Raw genomic sequence first — 15,754 nt, 5'->3', positions numbered from 1 at the left:
AGGGTTACCTCCTGCGGCCGTTCCGTGACATGCCGTGCCGTCGGTGGGTGCGGGCCCGCAGCAGGGCGGGCGCGCGCGAGGTCGCCACCAGCAGGCCGGCGGACCCGTACCACCCGGCGGACGCGCGGCCCGCGTCGGACGGGTGCGCTCCGTCGGACCCGGCCTCGCCGTCGGACGCGGGCTCCCCTCCCCCGGCAGGGTGGGAGAGGACACCCGTGGGCAACCCGTCCAGCGGCCAGCGAGCCCTGGTGCCATCGGTGACGCCGTACGTGTCCAGCCAGTTCCCGTCCCGGTGGCCGCCCGCGACGACGAACCAGTCGGGTGTCAGATGCACCGCCCGCAGATCGTGCGGGAGCGCCAGGGACGCGCCCGCGAGAGCCGCCGCGCCGCCGACGAACGTGCATCCGCCGTCCGTGTCGACGATCACGGCCGTCCCGCCGTCCGCGGCGGCCGCCAGCCGGACCGGGTTCGGGCACCGCCCGACCCTGCGCGGCGCGCCCCCGGCGGCCGGGGACCAGCGGTGGACCACGCCGTCCAGCGTCGCCGCCCAGACGACCGGGTCGTCGGGCGGACCGGCCACGGCCGTCGCGACCACCGTCTCCCGCAGCAGCTCCCGGCCCAGCAGCTCGGCCCCCGACGCCCCCACGGCCAGCATCTCGACGGTCTTGTCGTCGCCCATCGCGAGGAAACCGGCCGGGTGGCCCGCGCAGGGGCCCGGCAGCACGCCCTTGCCCGCCCGCAGCACCTGGTCGGGCGCGGCGGCGTCCGGGGCGCAGCGCAGCACCGAGCCGTCGGCCAGGACGACGAGCGCGTCGACGCCGTCGTCGGTCTCCAGGGCGCTCAGCGCGGTGACACGGCCCGCGAGCTGCCGGGACGGCCCCGGCTCGCCGCTGCCGCCGTCCCACCACAGCAGCGTGCCGTCGTCGTGTGCGGTGACGACGGAACCGGGGCCGGGCCGCCCGCCTGCGGACACCCGCGTGATCGACTGCCGTTCGCGGGCCCCGGGCCGCGCCCAGCGCACCTCCAGCGTTCCGCAGGGCGCGTCGACGGGCCCGACGGCGTGCGCGAGGCGGGTGAGCCCCTGCCGGGTGGCGGCCAGCGCGAGGGCGAAGCGGCGCTGGTGCGGCTGCGCCTGCCGCGGCTCGGCGTTGCGCACGGCCGCCCGCGCCGCCCGGTCCCCGCCGCTCAGGGCCTTGACGGTGCGGGTCATGGTGGGCCGCGGCAGCGCGAGCAGGAAGCCGGGGTCGTCCAGGAGGGAGCCCGCGTCGGCGCCCGGATCGGCGGCGGCCGCGGCCAGGATGTCGAGCAGATGGGCCGGCACACGCTCCCAGCCGGAGGCCGTGTCAGCGGGGCCGACCTCGTCGACCAGCCGGTGCAGCACGGCTCTGTGAGGCCCCTGCCCCCCGGGCGGCGCCGGCTGGTGGCGCGGCCGCAGGCCGTCGTGCGCGTCGCCGGGCCGGCGGCCGGTGAGTTCGCGGCGCACGAGGAAACTCCGGCAGGCGTCGAGGCAGCTCGCCAGCTCCGCCGCCGTGACGGGGACGCCGGCGTGGCGGGCGGTGACGGCGGCCCAGGTCGGCAGGTCCAGGAAGAGGCCGTCGTGGAAGGAGCACAGCGCGTTCAGGACGTCGGCCGCCGCGCCCGCGGCCGACGGCGGGAGGAAGTCCCCCAGCGTTCGGCGGAAGAGGCCGTCGAGCCGCTCGACGACGGCCTTCGACGCCTGGTCGACCGGGTCGGCGCGCTCCCGGTCCACGACGTCCGCCGCCGTGACGGCCGCCGCGAAGCAGCCGCCGCAGAGCCGTTCCAGGGGCCCGGCGGCCTCCGGCGGGAGGTGCCCGCCGTAGGCGAGCCGGGTCCGCAGATACGCGCCGACCGCCTCGGGGCCGCGGTGCGCCCCGTCGTCGAGGTCGACGGCCGGCCCGGCCGCAGGGCCGGACGGCGGGCGCGCCGCGCCGAGGACCACCCGGACGTCGGGCAGCGCGGCCAGCGGCTCCACCAGGCGGGCCAGTACGGCGGCGGGCCCGTCCGCCTCGTCCACGTGGTCGACGACGACGCCCCGCACCGTGCCGCCGTTGCCGCCGCCGAGCGCGGCCAGCAGACCGGCGACGCCCCCGGCGTCGAGCTTCAGCGCGCGGGCGATCTCGTCGGCCAGCCGCTCGGCGGTGCGGCCGCGCGCGTCGACCGCGGCCAGAGCGAGGTCGCCGGACGGCAGGACGCCCCGCCGGGCCACGACCGGGAGCGCGTCGCGCAGTGCGGCGGTCGCGGTGGTGACGACCCGGCCGAGGACGGCGGTCTTGCCGCTGCCGTGGGAGCCGGTCAGCCACAGCGGCGGAGCGGCTCCCACGCCGGTGAGATGGTCGAGGACGGTGCGCAGCGCGCGGTCGCGTCCGGTGAAGTACCAGCCGGGCGCGTCCTGGCTGTGCACCCCGCGCGAGCTGCGGCTCCAGCCGCCCGGCAGCCAGTCGGGCGGGTCCGGCGGCATGAACAGCGGGTTGGGCAGGGCCCGGCAGCGCGGGTCCTCGTACCCGGCGACGATCCGCGCCCCCTGCGAGGTCGCCGCCAGGTCCTTCCGGACGGACTCCATCACGCGGGTCAGGTCCAGATGCGGCTGGTCGGCCGAGGGGACGGCGGCGGCGCGCAGCGCCGCGGTGAAAGCGTCGGAGAACACGGTCTGCTGAGCCGTCTCGGCCCGCCGGGCGGCGGCCACGACCCACAGGTCGAACTGTCCGTCCAGCGGCCGGTAGCGGGACTTCTCCAGGGCGTCCAGCAGGGCCTGCTCCCCGCCGGGCGCGGCCCCGCAGGCGTCCAGGACGAGCAGGACCTGGGCGAGGTCGGCGCGGTCCTTCAGGGCCGCGAGCAGCGCGGCGGGCGGCAGCATGGCCCGGGGGTCGAGGGGATCGGCGTGGTCCGGCGGGACGAGCGCCCACTCGTTCTCCAGCTGGTAGCCGTGACCGGTGGCGTAGATCACCAGGGTCGCCGTCCGCGCGGGCGGCGGCGTGTCCGGGTCCCCGGCCGCGGGACGGCTCCAGGCGTACAGGGCGTCGTAGAGGTCCAGGTGGGAGAGGGCGTCCCCCTCCGCGGGCCCGCCCGCTCCGGCGAACGGCTCGGTCAGTCCGAGAGCCCTCAGCTCCCGGCGGACGTCCCGCACCTCCCGCGGCAACAGCTTCAGATCGTCGAAGTCACCGCCGTAGGCCGGGCGTCCGGAGATGCAGAAGTACCCCGCCCGCTCAGCCAAGAGCCACCTTCACCGACTCGGCGGTGCGGACGTTCTTCAGGTAGACGAGCGCGTCGTGGGCGGTGCCGCGGGAGTTGGCCGCGGTCAGGTCGCGGATCTCCCCCGCGAACAGCCCGTTCAGCTTCTTGACCGTGGCGACGGCGTCCTCCTTCGCGGCGACGTTCACCCAGGTGTCGATGCCGGGCGGCCAAGGGGCCGGGCAGGCGTCGAGATACGGGTGCAGTTCCCGCAGGACGGGTCGCAGTCCCAGCGGTGAGCCGAGGGTGACGAGGGTCTTCGCGGAGGTCGGCCCATGGGACCGCAGCCAGTCGTAGGCCACGACGCTGCCCAGCGAGTGCGCGACGACGACGCGGGGCCCGCTCTCCATCGCGGCGCTGAACTCGGCCTGCACCTTCTTCTTGAATTCCGGGTCCCGCAGATAGCGGGCCACCTGTTTCACGAACCCGAGAATCCTCGCGTTCGTGCCGCCGAGGACCTTGCGGGCCTGGAGGAAATCGATGGCCCACTGGACGCTTCTCGGCGCGTATCCGGCCTTGCCCGCCTCGTCGCGGGCGGGATCGTCGCGGGCGGGATCGTCGATGCTCTCCGCGAAGGCGATCAGCAGTTCCCGCTCGAGTCCGGGCTCGAGGTCCCCGACCTCGTACTGCCAGGAGGGTCCCGCTTTCCCGTCGTTGTAGAGATGACCGTAGAAAACGCATTCGATCGTGAGGCTGTCGGCCTCGCGGTACCGCACGTTCTCCAGCCCCTCGCGCAATGCCGCAAGCCATGTGTCGCGCATCTCGTCGCGGCTCGACCTGTTGGCGAAAATTCCGTGCACGACGACGACGTCCGCCATGAAACCACCACCCCCGATTGGTCCTTGGCCACGATTATGACGACGCGGGCCGCCCCGATACCCGAGCCTGCGCGAATTCGTCGCACCACCGGGGGCCGACCACGGCCGTCACCGGCCGTCACGCGTCTCCTTCACCGGCAAGGGCGCAGGTGAGCGGAGGGGGGCCGCAGTCGGGGGCAGCCGGGGGTCGTCGGCGGTGACGGGCGCGTCCGGGCGTGTCCCGGTGCGGGCGGCGAACCTCAACGCCAGCGTCACCGCGACCGACAGGCCCGCCATCGCGGCCATCGCCGTTGCGGGCGAGGTGAGTTGGGCCGCCCCGCCCGCCAGGGCCGCGCTCACTCCCTGCAAGGTGAGCATCCCGGCCGAGTGCAACCCGAGGGCGTGGCCGCTGAGTTCGGGCGGGGTGAGGGCCATCAGCCGCTCCTGCTGCACCAGGCTCGCGCCGAAGCCGACGGAGGCGAGTGCGGCGCAGGCCGCGGCGAGCGGAACGGCGGGGTGCAGGACGAACAGGGTGTAGGGGGCGGCCAGGAGCAGCAGGAGCGGGGTGGCGAGGCGGGGGCGCAGGGCCGGCGGGAGGAGACGGCCCACGAGCACGTCACCGGCCAGCATGCCCACGGCGGCGCTCGCGAACAGCGTGCCCGCCGCCCCGGGGTCGTAGGGCACGAAGAGTGCCTCGCAGCCGACGACGAGGCCGTTGGGCAGCCACAGCCCCAGGTAGGTGAGGCGGCGGGGGCGGGAGGACCACAGGGCGGCGTTGGCGCGCCGGGTCGCCGCGGCCGACAGCCGGCCGGAGGCCCGCGGCGGACGGGAGGTCAGCCCGAGACGGGCGACGACCGCCGAGGCCGCGTACAGCAGGGCGGCGAGCAGGAGGACGGGGCGCGGGGAGAGAGCGGTCACGAGCACGCCGCCCGTCGCGTAACCGGTGATCTGCATCAGCCCGCTCATCATGTTGAACAGCGAACGCCCCGGCAGATAGCCGCCCTCGGCCCCGCCGAGGATCTCGTTCAGCAGCCCCCACCGGACGCCGCCGCCGAGCGAGGCGACCAGACCCTGGACGAGGACGACGGCGAAGACGCCCCAGGTCGGCAGCCCCGGCAGCGCCATGAGGGCGGCCGCGGCGGCGAAGGCGAGGGAGAGGCCGGTCAGCGCCGACCGCGGGGGCAGCCGGTCGGATCCCGAGAGCAGGACGGTCGCGCCGAGCACCTGCGCGAGCGACGGCCCGAACATGCTCACCGCGGACAGCAGCGGCGAGCCGGTGGCCCGGTAGACGAGGGTGCCGAGGGCGAGCCCGCTGACCGTCTGGGCGGCGGTGTGGGCGGCGGAGGATAGGAAGAGAGGGGTGAACTCGCGGACGCGGAAGAGCTGGTGGTAGGAGAAGCCGGTCATGGGCCGGAGTCTGGGGCGGGTCCGGGGAGCCCGGTTATTGTTTCGCCGGCCCGCGAAACCTCGTGCGCCGTGGGGGACGGCCATGGGAGGTGTGCGCGGGTATGGGCTGGTGGCAGGTGAACGCCGACACCCTGGCCCGCAGCCGGTTCGTGCTCTCGCCGCTCGCCGAGACCTTCGCGAGCCTGAAACTGCTGCACGCGGCAGCGGGCACCCACCCCGGCGAGCACGACTGGCTGCGCTCCCACCTCCCGGGCTACCGCGCGGCGCTGGCCGCCGACCCGGTGACCGCACTGCTCGTGCGGGCGGGCCTCGGCCGCAGCTGGATCGCGGACTTCCTCACGCCGACGCCGAGGGACGGCGAAAGCTTCGAGGAGGGCGTGGCCCGGGTGCGGGCGGCGGACCCGGCGGCGGCCCGGGCCCATCTGCGGACGTCCCTGGCGGGCCCGCTCCCCGCGGCCCTGGACCGGGAGGACCTGCCCGAGCGGGCGGCCGCGCTGCTGGAGCACGTGTGGGAGACGGACGTGCGCCCGTACTGGGAGCGGCGCCGGCGCATCCTGGAGGCCGACGTCGTGGCCCGGACCGCGCTGGTCAGCCGGGGCGGCTGGGCCGCCGTGCTGGACTCGCTGCGCCCGGGCACGCGCTGGCTCGGCGAAAGCCGCTTCCAGGTCAACCTGCACGAGTACCCGCCCCGCGAGATCTCCGGCGCGGAGCTGCTGTTCGTGCCGGTCACCCCGAAGACCGGCTGGGTGGCCTGGGAGGGGCGGGAACGGTACGCCGTGGTCTACCCGTGCTCCGGCGCGCTCGCCGAGGACCGCCGGGACCGCGCCCACGCCGTCCCGGACGCGCTGGGCACGCTTCTGGGCCCCGCCCGGGCCACGGTGCTGGTGCTCCTCGCCGCGCCCCTGAGCACCACCCAGCTGGTGGCCCTGACCGGCCAGGGCCTGGGCTCGGTCGGCCGCCACCTGCGGGTCCTCCTGGACGCCGGCCTGGTGGAACGCCGCCGCGCGGGCCGCTCGGTGCTGTACTCCCGGACCCCGGCAGGCACGACCCTGACGGAGGCAGCCGCTCCCCTCCCCTGATTCTCACCAGCGGCCACCACCCGTGAAGGGTCACGAGCCGCGACGCAGCCGCTGCCGGGCCGGGGCGGGGAGCGGGCCAGGCCGGGACTAGCATCCGGGGCATGACTACTCATGCCGGCGCCTCCCCCCTCGCCGTACAGATCGACGCCCTCAAGGGCGGTTCCGCGGACCTCTCGCAGTACGCGGGCCAGGCCGTGCTCGTGGTGAACGTGGCCTCCAAGTGCGGCCTCACCCCGCAGTACACGGGTCTGGAGCGGCTCCAGGAGCGGTACGCCGCCCAGGGCTTCACCGTGCTGGGCGTGCCCTGCAACCAGTTCCTCGGGCAGGAGCCCGGCAGCGCCGAGGAGATCGCCGAGTTCTGCTCCGCGACCTATGGCGTGACCTTCCCGCTGACCGAGAAGGTCGAGGTCAACGGCGACGACCGGCACCCGCTGTACCAGCGGCTCGTCGGGTTCGCGGACGCCGAGGGCCATGAGGGCGACATCCGCTGGAACTTCGAGAAGTTCCTGATCGGCCGGGACGGCTCCGTCGTCGCCCGCTTCTCCCCGCAGACCGAGCCCGAGTCCGCCGAGGTCGTCGCCGCCATCGAGGACCAGCTGAGCTGACCTCCGTCCCGCGGGCCGCAGCCCGCGACGGAGCCCGGCGCACGTCGACGAGGTCAGCGGCCTCCGCGCAGCGGCTCCTGATACACCACCGGGCCCTCTCGGCTAGGACGGCGATCTGGACGAGAGGGCCCTTGGGCGGTTCCTGTGCAGTTGTGCCGACGCCCCGGTGAGACGACCGGCGACGGACGACCGGTGACGGACGACCGGTGACGGACGACCGGCGGCCGGAGGACGGGAAGTCCTCCGCCCTATGCCTTGACCGAGGCCACGAAGTCGCTCCACGCGTCGGCGGGGAAGACCAGGCTGGGGCCGTCCTCGACCTTGGAGTCCCGGACGAGAAGGGCCTGGACGGCCGGCGACTTGACCTCGACGCATGCGCCGTTGCCCGTGGAGTAGGAGGACTTGGTCCACGCGTGCGCGCTGCCCTGACGAATTGCCATGTTTTTGCTCCGTAGTGCAGTTGTTGAGTAACTGTCCCGGCACCACGGACCCCACTGCGGCCACGCGGCGCGTTCACGCCAACCTTGTTGCTCGATGGCGTGATCGACGCTACTCGCCAACATCGACTGACGAAGCGACTATTCACTCGACCGGATGACATATCCCAATGGAAACTTCCGTCCTCCCGGGAGGAGGGCGTACCATGCGCCGCCTCCCGCGTGGACGTCGGTCGTCGGTCGTCCCGAACATCCGTCATCGCGAACGGCGTTACGGCACATACCCCTTGGCGATGTCGGCGATGAACTGGCGCGACTGGTCGACGTTCAGGGCCTGGGCGCGCAGATGCTCGTACATCACGCTGTACTTCTGCACGTCGTTCGGCTTCTCCAGGTAGAGGTCGCTGGTGACGCCCTCGATGTAGACCACGCTGGAGTCGGCGGTGTCGGGGAACTCGAGGATCGCGTACTGGCCGTTGAGACCGGGGTGCGCACCCATGTCGAAGGGGATCACCTGCACCGTGACATGCGGCAGCTGGGACTGTTCGACGAGGTGTTCCAGCTGACCCCGCATGAGTTCGCGGCTGCCGACGACCCTTCGGAGCGCCGACTCGTCCATCACGCTCCACAGGCGCAGGGGGTTCTCTCCGGAGGAGACACGTTCCTGCCGGCGCATCCGCACCTGCACGCGCTTCTCGATCTCCGTGGGGGCCGTCTCCGGCAGCGCGCCCGAGATCAGCGCCTCCGCGTACTGACGGGTCTGCAACAGCCCCGGCACGATCTGCGGGTCGTACACGCGCAGGCTCGCCGCGTCCGTCTCCAGGCCGATGTAGACGCTGTAGGGGACATCACCGAAAGCGTGCCACCAGCCCTGCTGGCGCGAGTCCTTGGCCATCTCCATCAGCGAGTCGACCATCCGCTGGTCCTCGACCTCGTACACCCCGCACAGGTCGCGGACGTCGCGCTGGCTGATGCTGCGCCGGCCGTTCTCCAGCCGGCTGATCTTCGACTGGGACACCAGCAGGCGCTCGGCGACCTCCTCGGCCGTCATGCCCTTGAGCTCACGGAGCCGGCGCAGCTCCTGGCCCAACCGGCGTCGCCTGACAGTGGGATTGACGTTGGACGCCACGGGACGTGCACCTCCGGCTGCGTGTCTGCAACTGACACTTTGCGTATCTGCTGTTGAGCAGACTGCCACCAAGGTGCTTTCTACCGCTGGAAAACGGTGGTTATGCGGCCGGTACACGCCAGTTCGGACCAGCGTCCCACCGGCGCCGACATGCGTCCGCGCGGGGCGGTGTGTCGCACCACCCCGCGCGGTCCGCGGCGGCTCCCGAACGGTCTTGCGTCCTGCGATGGTGCGATGGTGCGGTCCTGCGTGCGCGGTGTCTCCGCGGTTCCTGCGGTTCCCTGTGGTGCCCGGCTGCGCCTCGCAGCGCCCTGCGGCGCCGGTGGGACTGCGGCTCAGTGGGCCACGACACGCGCCATGGAACCGCGGTGCGGCTGCGCCGGAACGCCACGGGCGGGTTCCGGAGCGGGCCCCGCTCCCGGTCCGGCCTGGCGGCCGGCGGGTGGCTGGTTGCGACGCGGCTGTGCCCCCGCGCCGTTCTGGACGTCCATCACGGCGTGCGCCACGAGGCCGCCCATCGGGTCGTGCCTGATCAGATCCCGCAGCCGGGAGCGGGACGAGCGTCCCTCGTTGCCCGGGTACAGGTGCTTGCCGAGGCCGACCGCGTGCGCCAGTGCGGCGAGCGCCGCGGTCCGCGGGTCCGGCGGCACGCCGGTGCGGATCGCGGAGTCCAGCCGGGCCTTTATCTCCCGGCTGATGTCGGTGTCCGTCGCCTGATAGCGAGTCGTCGGCAGCACTCCGCACATCTGGCCCGCCACGGCATGCACCATGCCGCACCGTTCCAGATGCGAGAGGTAGGTCTGGCGCAGCCCGAGACGCGGCCCGCCGATCCAGTGGACGGCCCGTACGGGAGCGCCACGCCTTCGCAGCAACTCCAACGCGCAGTCCAGTGTCGGATCTCCAGTCGGCCGTGGGGACACCACGGCGATACGATCCCCGTCAGGGGCTATCCGCCCGGCCAGCGCCAGCTCCACTAGCTGTGCTCCGGCCAGACCAAGGTCGAGCGACTGCGGCTGTGCGGTGGTACCCGTGGTCGGGTCCAACGCCAGCAGTAGAAGCTCTTCCGGAATCGTTCTGCGGCTCCTGCCCATCCATGCCTCCCCGCGTGGATGAATGACAGGGTGACCCCTCTCACATTCATCTGTCGAGGGTGCGTGACCTGTTTGTAGTGGAACCAGTAGGTATGTCGTTCTCGTCTACCGCAGGAGCCAAGCCCTCTACACAGGACACTGGTACATGGTTCGGACAGCGCCGCGAGGCGGGTCCGGGGCGGGCGGTTCACGGTTCGGCAGGCGCGCGGACGGCGTGCGGCACAGGAGGAGGCATCGGTGGCGGGCGAGTCCCCCGACAGGTCGAAGCAGCGCGAGTCGTCGGCAGAACCGACGTCGGGGAGCGCGGGCACGGTTCCCGAAGCACGCGAGTCCCGTGACCCCCGCGAGATCCGCGATCCGCGGGTCGCGGTGGCACGGGACGGCGGTTCGTCCGCGGCGCGCGGCGGCGTCGACACCGCGACCCGGGTCTTCTCGGTACGGGACCTGAAGACCGGCGAGACCGGCGAGTCCGGCGAGTCCGTGGAGTCCGGCGAGTCCGGCGAGTCCGTGGAGTCCGTGGAGTCCGACAAGACCGGAGGGACCGGCGGAGCCGACGAGCCTGGGGTACCCGGAGCGGCGGACGAGCCCGAGGCCGCCGAAGCCCCCGAGGACGAGTCTCCGGCGGCCAGGACGGACGGGGACGAGGACGCGGACGAGCCGGCCGAGCAGCCGGCGGCCGCCGAAGCCGGAGGCCGTGACGCCGGGGGCGCGGAGAGCGCCGAGGACCCGGAGGAGGCCGAGAGCGCCTCGCAGACCGCCGAAGCGGCTCCTGGGGGCGGTGACGCCCACTCGCGGGCGGCGGTGGCCCAGCGGGCGTCCTCGGCGGACGGGAAGTCCGACGAGAAGCGCTCCGCCGACGCGGACGCCCACGCCGACACGGACACCGACACGGACACCGACACGGACGCCGACACGGCCACGGCCCCGGAGGAAAGCTCCGCGAGCGTCTCCGAGGCGGCCGACCGGCCCGCGTCCGGAAAGCCGACGACAGAGGCGCGGCCCACCTCCAAGCCCGCGCCGAAGTGGGCCACGGGCGAGAAGTCCGCCGAGGTCGCCGACACCGGCACCGGGACCGGCAAGGCCGACGCCCCGGACGAGTCGGACAGGCCCGACGAAGCCGCCGCGCCCGCCGACGCCAAGACCGAACCCAAGACGGACGCCAAGACGGACGCCGAGGCCGACGGCGAGACCGGCGAGCCGCACGTCGACCAGCCCACCGCCGTCTTCAAGACCCCCCGGCCCAAGCCCGCCGTCGACCAGCCGACCACCATGCTGAAGCTCGGCGGGGCCGCCCGGCCCGCCTCCGGCGAGGACGGCGAGGACGGCAAGGCCGACAGGGACAACGAGGCCGACAAGGCCGACAAGAGCGACAAGAGCGACAAGAGCGACAAGGCCGAGGCGAAGTCCACGGACGAGGCTCCCGCCGAGCGGACGAGCAGGTTCGTCGCGCTCAAGCCGCTCGACGAGCCCCGCGCGCCGAAGCCCGCGGTCAAGCCGTTCACGCCCCCGCAGGCCGACGTCACCGCGTTCGTCCCGCAGGTCGGCCCCGAGCGGACCACCCAGCAGCCGCTGCCTCCGAAGCCGCCGCTGGACCTGCTCGCCGAGCTGACGAACACCCCGCCGCCCCCGCCCACGCCCCTGCGCCAGCTCCGCCGGCGGCTCAAGATCTGGACGCCCCTGGTCCTCCTGCTGGTGATCGTGTTTGCGATCGTGCAGGCCGCGCGACCGCTGCCCGCGACCGCGCTCACCCTCACCGCGAAGGACTCCTACACCTTCGGGGGCGGCAAGACGCAGCTCCCGTGGCCGGGTGAGGGGCAGGGCTGGATCGACGCCGACGGCGTCGGCACGATGGGCAGCTTCGGCAAGCAGACGCCCGTGGCCATCGGCTCGGTCGCCAAGACCATGACGGCCTACGTCATCCTCAAGGGACACCCGATGAAGGCCGGGGAGGAAGGGCCGAAGATCGAGGTCGACGCGACGGCGGAGAAGGAGGGCGGCTACGACGTCACCGGCGACGAGTCGACGCTCAACACCGTCAAGGCGGGCCAGCACCTCACCGAGCACCAGGCCCTGTCGGCCGTCCTGATCCCCTCCGCCAACAACATCGCGCGGCTGCTCGCGCGCTGGGACGCGGGCTCGGAGGCGGCGTTCGTGAAGAAGATGAACGCCACCGCCCGGGAGCTGGGGATGACGAACACGACGTACACCGACCCCTCGGGTCTGAAGGAGACCACCGTCTCCACGGCCGAGGACCAGGTGAAGCTGGGCCGCGCGTTCGTGAAGGTCCCGGCCCTGGTCTCCATCTCCAGCGCGGCCAGCTGGGACGACCCGTCCGGCAAGAACTGGCCCAACTACAACACGCTGCCGTTCAACATGGGCGCGATCGGCATCAAGACCGGCAGCACCACCGCCGCCGGCGGCAACCTGCTCTTCGCCTCGCGCAAGAAGGTCGACGGGCAGACGGTGACCCTCGTCGGCGCGATCCTCGGCCAGCACAAGGCGCCGATCCTGGAGACGGTCAACGCGGTCAGCCAGACGGCGCTGCTCGCCGCCCAGGACGCGCTCACCTCGGCGAAGATCCTGAAGAAGGGCGACGTCGTCGGGTACGTGGACGACCAGCTCGGCGGACAGACCCCGGTCGTCATCACCAAGGACGTCCCGGCGGTCGGCTGGGCGGGCATGACGGTGAGGCTGTCGTTCACCGCCGCCGAGGTGCCGCACACCGCGAAGGCCGGCGCCCAGGTGGGGACGCTCACCGTCGGGGACGGCACCAGCGGGGCCGTCAAGGTGCCGGTCGCCCTGCGGTCCGACCTGAGCGAGCCGGGCTTCTCGGACAAGCTGACACGTCTCGGCTGACGCCGCCGTCGCGTCCGTACCTCTCCGCACCCCGTCGGGCAGCCGCCCGGCGGGGTGCGTGCTAGCGTCGCGAAACGGGACAGTCGCGGGCCGCAAGGGCACAGCCGTGAAGCGGACGCGAACAGGACGCGACCGAGAACAGAAGACGGGACACGGGGAGTGCCTTCAGGTGGCCACTGCGGAGCCGACACGCGCCGACGAGACAGGTCCGGGACCGGACGTCGGCTCGCGGCCAAGGCTGCCCGCACCCCAGTCGGGCGAGCACGACCGTGACCCGGCGACAGCCGCGGCGGCCGCCCCGGCGGCGGACCCGGCGGCCGACGGCCCCGCGGCGGACCGCGTGGTAGACGTCGAGCAGGGGCCCGCCCGGGACCGCGAGGACGACGGCCGCGACGACCGGGCCGGGGGCCGCGCGGCCGCCGGCCGTACGGACCCGCCGCGCGGGACGTCCCGCCTGAGATCCGCCCTCGACCGGCTGGGCGGCCCGCTGGGCCGCCACCCGGTGCTGTCGATGACGGCGCTGTCCGGCGTTCTGCACCTCGTCTGGTTCTTCACGTTCGCGAACAGCGGCGGCGACCTCGCGGCGCAGGACGCGTGGGCCGAGTTCGTGGGCCGGCATCCCGACTCCGCGTACAACCTCGCCTGGTACGGCGGCATGCACCCGGTGTCGTACAGCATGGTGTCGCCGTACCTGATGTCCGTGCTCGGCGTCCGGACGACGATGATGATCGCCGGGACGCTCTCGGCAGGCCTGCTCACCCTCATCCTGCTGCGCTGCCGGCCGGTGAAGAAGCCGCTGTGGCCGGCGCTGGCGGGGATCTTCGCCCTGCTGTGCAACGCCGCCTCCGGGCGGGTCACGTTCGGGCTCGGCAACATGTTCGCGCTGGCCGCGGTCGCCGTCGTGTTCTGCTGGCCGCACCGCTGGCGCTACAAACGGTGGGCGAAGGCGCTGTGCGCCGCGCCGCTGGCCGCGCTGGCCACCATGGGCTCGCCGGTGGCCGGGCTCTTCGTGGGCATGGTCGCCGTGGCGATGTTCCTGCAGAAGCGACGGCCGGGCGCGTGGGCGCTCGGCCTCGCGCCCACGGCGGTCGTCGCCCTGTCCGCCTGGCTGTTCCCGTTCTCGGGCACCCAGCCGATGTCCTTCGGCTCGGCCTGTCTGCCGCTGCTGTGCGCGGTGGCGGTCTTCGCGGTCGTCCCGCCCGACTGGCGCACCGTGCGGATCACGGCGGCGGTGTACGGGCTCGGGGTGCTGCTGGTGTGGCTGATCAGCTCGCAGATCGGGTCCAACATCACGCGTCTGGCGATGCTGTTCACCGGTGTGGTGCTGATGGCCGCGCTGCCGTTCGCCGTGCCGCGCAGCCGCAAGTGGTACGCGATCGTCCTGTCGTCCCTGGTGTTCGTGGGCTGGATCGGGTTCAAGTCGGTCGACGACGTGGTCCGCACGACCCCGGCGGCCTCCTGGGCGCGTGAGCTGGCCCCGCTCGTCAACGAGCTGCAAGGGGTCGGCGCGGAGAGGGGACGGGTGGAGGTGGTCCCGGCCCGCTCGCACCGCGAGGCCTCCGCGCTCGCGCCGTACGTCAACCTCGCCCGCGGCTGGAACCGCCAGGCCGACATGGAGCGCAACCCGCTCTTCTACGACGACACCCTCAACTCCGCGAACTACCACGACTGGCTCCAGCGGTGGGCGGTGCACTACGTCGTCGTCCCCAAGGAGGCGCTGGACGGCGACGGGGGCGAACGGGAGCGGGAGCTGGTGCAGCGGGGGCTGCCGTATCTCGAGCAGATCTGGGGCGACGCCAACTGGCAGCTGTTCCGGGTCGTGGATCCCGCCCCGCTGGCCGAGCCGAACGCGGTGGTGCAGCGCGCCGAGCAGGGCGAGATGACGATCGACGTGAAGAAGGCGGGGCGGATCCTGATCCGCATCCCGTACTCGCCGTGGCTGAGCGTGGTCGACGCGCAGGGCAAGAGCCTGAAGCCGCCGCAGGAGACGCCGGAGTCCAAGGACCGGACGGAGGGGGAACCGAAGACGTACGACAACGTCAACGGGTGCCTGTTCGAGACGCAGGAGGACACCGAGGGCGACAAGTGGACGGTGCTGCTCGCGCCGAAGGCGGGGACCTACCGGCTGGCGGCCCCCTACCAGCTGCCGCGGGGGACGCCCTGCCCGGACGAGCTGAAGGACCGGCTCTGACCGCCCCGCTCACCCCGGCCTCCCCGGCCTCCCCGGCCGCACTGCTGACCCCGGCCGCCCCGGTCAGCGGAGCCGGTCCACGTACCGGTCGGTGCCCGGCACCGTGGGGATGAACGGCGCGACCAGCTCCACCCGGCCCAGGCCCGACTCGGCCACCGTCTCCTCCAGGCCGGTGAAGTGCCCCTCCCAGCAGTCCCTGGGGTCCGCCTCCAGGAACCACAGCAGGGTCAGCCGGGTGTCGACGCCCTCGACCTGCCTGACGTAGGTCATGCGGTCGCCGGGCAGCGGGGTGGGGCGGAAGACGGTGACCATGGCCGTCGGGGAGCCGGCCGCCTGCTTGGGGAGGTGGCGGGCGCGCAGCCACTCCAGGAGTTCGGCGCGCTGCTGCGCCGAGTCGGCGTCGATCACCTCGAGCACGAGACCGGCGTAGGGGTGGTCCAGGGCGTGGAAGTCGCGCGGGCCCGCCGCGCCGTCGCGGTAGACCGTCGTCTCGTGGTCCTGGAACGCCGTGAAGACGTGGGTGCGGTCCTGGTAGACGCGGGCGTCGCGGTTGAGGCGCTTGTTGATGGCGACCGTCCACCTCATGTGGTCGTCGTAGCGCCCGTCGGTGATCCAGTAGGTGGAGAGGTAGCAGCCCGCGGTGACGGGCTGGGCGATCGCCGACTTCTCGGGGCGGCGCAGGAGTTGCAGGTCGCGGGTGGCGACCCAGCGGCGGCCCGCGTACATCCAGGGCATGGCCATCGCGCCGGCGTAGTAGTGGTCGTCCTCGTACCAGCGGTTGTAGGCGTACTCGTGGCCGGGGTGCGGTTCGACCATGGTGATCAGGGCGTGGCCGGGGCGCACCCCGTAGGGGCCCACGGAGGCCAGTTCGGCGTACGTCTCGCTGCGGGTCTCGTCACTCACGCGTCTTCCC

11 protein-coding genes are annotated in these 15,754 nt (G+C 73.3%); 4 read left to right on the top strand and 7 right to left on the bottom strand.

Translation table 11 applies throughout. The annotated features are described in order from the left end of the window. Positions 1–4: 4 nt before the first annotated feature. The 3 genes from IE239_RS16595 to IE239_RS16585 all read right to left on the bottom strand — a co-directional run bounded on the left by IE239_RS16595 (position 5) and on the right by IE239_RS16585 (position 5,453). Complete coding sequence (locus tag IE239_RS16595) at positions 5–3,232, bottom strand: ATP-binding protein (RefSeq protein ID WP_190150087.1); 3,228 nt, start codon at positions 3,230–3,232, stop codon at positions 5–7. Then, positions 3,225–4,067 carry a hypothetical protein gene (locus IE239_RS16590; protein WP_190150086.1) on the bottom strand — a complete coding sequence of 281 codons (843 nt, stop codon included), beginning with the start codon at positions 4,065–4,067 and terminating at the stop codon, positions 3,225–3,227. The genes IE239_RS16595 and IE239_RS16590 overlap by 8 nt, the downstream gene beginning before the upstream one ends. 108 nt (positions 4,068–4,175) lie before the next feature. Beyond that, the gene (locus tag IE239_RS16585; protein WP_190150085.1) at positions 4,176–5,453 is read right to left on the bottom strand and encodes an MFS transporter; all 1,278 of its coding nucleotides are present in this window, start codon (positions 5,451–5,453) and stop codon (positions 4,176–4,178) included. Positions 5,454–5,554: 101 nt separating this feature from the next. Between IE239_RS16585 and IE239_RS16580 the strand changes: the two genes are divergently transcribed. Together IE239_RS16580 and IE239_RS16575 are read left to right on the top strand one after the other, a co-directional pair. Beyond that, positions 5,555–6,532, top strand: coding sequence for an ArsR/SmtB family transcription factor (locus tag IE239_RS16580; RefSeq protein WP_190150084.1), 978 nt, complete (start codon positions 5,555–5,557; stop codon positions 6,530–6,532). A 101-nt stretch (positions 6,533–6,633) separates the two neighbouring features. Next, positions 6,634–7,137, top strand: coding sequence for a glutathione peroxidase (locus IE239_RS16575; RefSeq protein ID WP_229878124.1), 504 nt, complete (start codon positions 6,634–6,636; stop codon positions 7,135–7,137). A gap of 248 nt (positions 7,138–7,385) precedes the next feature. On the opposite strand, the gene IE239_RS16570 is transcribed toward IE239_RS16575, so the two are convergent. The 3 genes from IE239_RS16570 to IE239_RS16560 all read right to left on the bottom strand — a co-directional run bounded on the left by IE239_RS16570 (position 7,386) and on the right by IE239_RS16560 (position 9,794). Then, on the bottom strand, positions 7,386–7,577 hold the full coding sequence (locus tag IE239_RS16570; RefSeq protein WP_190150083.1) for a DUF397 domain-containing protein: 192 nt from the start codon (positions 7,575–7,577) through the stop codon (positions 7,386–7,388). A 268-nt stretch (positions 7,578–7,845) separates the two neighbouring features. Next, complete coding sequence (locus IE239_RS16565) at positions 7,846–8,703, bottom strand: helix-turn-helix domain-containing protein (protein WP_190150082.1); 858 nt, start codon at positions 8,701–8,703, stop codon at positions 7,846–7,848. 335 nt (positions 8,704–9,038) lie between these two features. After that, positions 9,039–9,794 carry a GOLPH3/VPS74 family protein gene (locus tag IE239_RS16560; protein ID WP_190150081.1) on the bottom strand — a complete coding sequence of 252 codons (756 nt, stop codon included), beginning with the start codon at positions 9,792–9,794 and terminating at the stop codon, positions 9,039–9,041. 237 nt (positions 9,795–10,031) lie between these two features. Between IE239_RS16560 and IE239_RS16555 the strand changes: the two genes are divergently transcribed. Together IE239_RS16555 and IE239_RS16550 are read left to right on the top strand one after the other, a co-directional pair. After that, positions 10,032–12,650 (top strand): D-alanyl-D-alanine carboxypeptidase family protein, encoded by a 2,619-nt coding sequence (locus tag IE239_RS16555; RefSeq protein ID WP_190150080.1) that lies wholly within the window; start codon positions 10,032–10,034, stop codon positions 12,648–12,650. 169 nt (positions 12,651–12,819) lie between these two features. Then, the gene (locus IE239_RS16550) at positions 12,820–14,841 is read left to right on the top strand and encodes a DUF8823 domain-containing protein (RefSeq protein ID WP_190150079.1); all 2,022 of its coding nucleotides are present in this window, start codon (positions 12,820–12,822) and stop codon (positions 14,839–14,841) included. A gap of 63 nt (positions 14,842–14,904) precedes the next feature. Here the strand turns inward: IE239_RS16550 and IE239_RS16545 are convergent, their stop codons facing one another. Then, positions 14,905–15,744 carry a hypothetical protein gene (locus IE239_RS16545; RefSeq protein ID WP_190150078.1) on the bottom strand — a complete coding sequence of 280 codons (840 nt, stop codon included), beginning with the start codon at positions 15,742–15,744 and terminating at the stop codon, positions 14,905–14,907. Positions 15,745–15,754 lie beyond the last annotated feature (10 nt).

Source organism: Streptomyces humidus, from assembly GCF_014649655.1.
Lineage (GTDB): Bacteria > Actinomycetota > Actinomycetes > Streptomycetales > Streptomycetaceae > Streptomyces > Streptomyces humidus.
This window is presented reverse-complemented; position numbering and strand designations above follow the sequence as displayed.